The 3,094-nt window shown below is 61.0% G+C and carries 3 protein-coding genes and 2 pseudogenes; 2 read left to right on the top strand and 3 right to left on the bottom strand.

The annotated features are described in order from the left end of the window. The first annotated feature begins 180 nt into the window (after positions 1-180). Entirely contained in the window at positions 181-420 is a 240-nt protein-coding gene (locus tag HV796_RS41150; RefSeq protein WP_175233400.1) for an IS3 family transposase, read from the top strand. Positions 421-556: 136 nt separating this feature from the next. Further along, positions 557-993 (top strand): annotated as a pseudogene (locus tag HV796_RS46300) (IS110 family RNA-guided transposase); the annotation flags it as partial. 68 nt (positions 994-1,061) lie between these two features. Here the strand turns inward: HV796_RS46300 and HV796_RS46295 are convergent. The 3 genes and pseudogenes from HV796_RS46295 to HV796_RS41135 all read right to left on the bottom strand — a co-directional run. Continuing rightward, a pseudogene (locus tag HV796_RS46295) lies at positions 1,062-1,670 on the bottom strand (DDE-type integrase/transposase/recombinase); the annotation flags it as partial. Positions 1,671-1,837: 167 nt separating this feature from the next. Next, positions 1,838-2,155 carry a helix-turn-helix domain-containing protein gene (locus HV796_RS46290; protein WP_377692355.1) on the bottom strand — a complete coding sequence of 106 codons (318 nt, stop codon included), beginning with the start codon at positions 2,153-2,155 and terminating at the stop codon, positions 1,838-1,840. Positions 2,156-2,297: 142 nt separating this feature from the next. Beyond that, positions 2,298-3,094, bottom strand: a 797-nt coding sequence (locus HV796_RS41135) for a hypothetical protein (protein WP_175233399.1), incomplete at its 5' end; no start/stop codon positions are given.

Raw genomic sequence — 3,094 nt, 5'->3', positions numbered from 1 at the left:
ACCGTCGGGCCCGTGAACGTCCGCTGGAATACGGGGGGTAGGAGGCGCTCATTTCAATTCTCACGCGGCGGCCTGGTTCGCGCGCGAGACGGGAGCCGTGCCACCGAAGGGTACGGATTCGTGAAGGCGAACCGAGTCCGATGGCCCATTGCCACGATGGCGCGGCTGCCCGGGGTCTCCATGAGCGGCTACCATGCGTGGCTGGTGCGTGAGCCATCGATGCACACACGTAGCGATGCGCAACTGCTCGCACGCATCCGTACGCTGCATGCAAGCTCGCGCGGTACGTATGGAGCGCCGCGTATCCATGCGCAGCTCGCGCGCGAAGGCGTACGCGTGAGGCGCAAGCGGGTGGCGCGACTCATGGGTATGGCGGGGGTGTGCCGCGATAGCGATGAGATGATGAGTAAAGGGATATGAATAGGATTGCGTACGTGATCAGCGAGTAGAATTGCGCAACCGACCCGTCTCAACTTTTAGATCCTATGAAGCGAGGGGGCCCTCGACAAAGCTGACGGCCTAAAATCAGCGTGCTGACGTTTGCTCACAGGAGAACATCACGCGTACTGAGCAGGCATACACGGGTAATGGTGACGTACTGGTCCTGGGTGTGTCGCTGGAACTGGCGGCGGCCAAATGGAAAGTCGCACTCCACGACGGCCGACGCGAGAAGCCGGCCGTGCACACGGTCGCGCAGCTGCAGGCCTTGGCTCGTCTGCAGGCAGTGCTGGACCTGATCGAGGCCCATAAAGAGAAGTGGTCGCTGCCCGCCGACGTACGGGTCGCCGTGAGCTATGAAGCCGGCCAGGAAGCGTTCTGGATCTGTCGCGCGCTGAAGAGCGCGACACATTGACTGCTACGTGGTCGATCCGGCCAGCATTCCGGTCGAACGCCATCGGCGACGCGCCAAAACCGACCGGCTCGATGTCAATCGAGCTCGCCATCAATCTGCGCGCGTGGCTGCGTGGCGAGCGCGACCGCATGCACGTCGTAGCGAGCCAGGTTTTCTCGAACACCATAGGGCTGACGTAACCGAGCGTCGAGTGTAGCCGATGGGCATTGTAAAAACCAAGCCAATCACCGATTTCGTCCATTGCCGCGCGCCGTGTGACGAAGTGATTCCCATGCAGACGTGCGACCTTCAGCGAACCCCACAGACTTTTCGTTCGGGCGTATCCCAACAATCGCCGCGTCGGCTCATCAACGAACGCATGCCATAGGCCTTCAGCGCGTCCTGGAACAGCCCGCTGCAATATTGGGCGGCCACGGTCGCTATGCATAATCAGTCCCGGCGGCGGACATCGCCGGAACCACGCCATGCGCAGCGCATCCGTCACCAGCTCAGCTTTCATGTGCGGCTGCATCGACCAGCCCACCACCTGCCGGCTGAACAGGTCGATGATGACCGCCAGATAGACCCACCCTTCGGCCGTCGCACAGTACGTGATGTCACTCGTCCATACCCGGTTCGGTGCGCTCGCCGCCAAGTTGCGCTCCAGCAGATTCGGAGCGACGGGCAGGTTGTGATTCGAGTTCGTCGTCGCGACAACCTGCGCTTGTGCCGAGCGCGGATGCCGTGCTGTTTCATGAGCCTCTGAACCCGCTGCTTGCCCACGCGCACGCCCCGCGCAACCAGTTACCTGGTCATACGCGGCCAGCCGTACTCGCCCTTGACCTGTGCGTGGATGGCACGGATGTTGGCCAGCAAGGGATCGTCGCTGATTCGAACGGGGTGAGGTCTGCGCCGGCCTGCCGCAGCCCCGCTGACGCCGCTGGTGATAGCCCGCTGGGACTCACATCCAGCAGGGCGCACAGCAGCGACACCGGGCATTGGCGGCTATGTTTGGCAATGAAGGCGTACTTCACATCGACTCTTTCGCAAAGTACGCCGCCCATTTTTTAACATATCACGCTCCATTTTCAGTCGCGCGTTTTCCGCTCCCAGACAGGGCCGCCCCATCTGCTCGGGGCTTACCGGCTTTGTGCCAGCTCCACCAGGTTTGCCTTCCTGCTCAGCCTTGACCCAGTTCGAAATGGTTTGGGTCGCCACCGACAGCATCGCCGACACTGCCGCCAGGTTCTGCCCCGCCTTTACCAGCCGGACCGCTTCCATTCTGAACTCCAGGGTGTACCGCGCGCGCTTCAATTCGCTCATCTTCGTTTCTCCTTGCCGGATTTTAAGCCTCAGCAAGGGATACGTTTTTCGGGGGCAAGCTCACTCGCAAACTTCATGGCGGACGCGCCCGAAGCACTCGATGTGCGGAGACTCATGGTCGCCGGTCCAGATGGCGAGCCGGTCAAACTGGCCTCTTACCTTGCAGCTTAAACCCGAAAGCTTGGTTGAGTGCAGCGCGCGTGTTGGGTTGCAAGCCATGATGCCGGATCCCCTCGTTGACTGCCTGTTCAAGCGCGGCAGGACGCGTACCCGCACCGCTGCCCGCGGGCACCAACTGCGACCATGACTGACCCTGCTCTTCCAGATGCACCAGGAACCGCTTGACGTTAGAGTGGTATTTTTGACTCAGTTCTTCAGGCAGATCTTTCAGCAGATCCTTGTGCTCCTGAAGATCGGGCGCAAGCCGGACTTTTTTTATGTCGCTTCGCAGCGTGAACCCGAAGGCCTGGTTGAGCGCAGTGCGCGTATTGTGCTGCAAGCCATGATGCCGCATACCTTCGTTGACTGCCTGTTCAAGCGCGGCAGGACGCGCACCCGGACCACTGCCCGCAGGCACCAGTTGCGACCATGACTGACCCTGCTCTTCCAGATGCACCAGAAACCGGTTGACGTTAGAGCGGTATACAGGATCCAGTTCTTCGGGCAGATGCTTCAGCAGATCTTTGTGCTCTTGAAGATCCGGCGCAAGCCAAACTATGTTTGTGTCGCTTCGTAGCTTGAACCCGAAGGCCTGGCTGAGCGCAGCGCGCGTGTTGGTCTGCAAGCCATGACGCCGGATACCCTCATTGACTGCCTGTTCTAACGCGACAGGACGCGCACCCGGACCGCTGCCAGCGGGCACCAGTTGCGACCATGACTGTCCCCGCTCTTCCAGATGCACCAGGAACCGGTTGACGTTAGAGCGGTATGCAGGACCCA

Origin of the sequence: Paraburkholderia humisilvae, assembly GCF_902859855.1 — a bacterium.
GTDB classification, from domain to species: Bacteria; Pseudomonadota; Gammaproteobacteria; order Burkholderiales; family Burkholderiaceae; genus Paraburkholderia; species Paraburkholderia humisilvae.
Note: the sequence above shows the minus strand (reverse complement) of the source record. Positions and strands in the feature narration are given on the sequence as shown.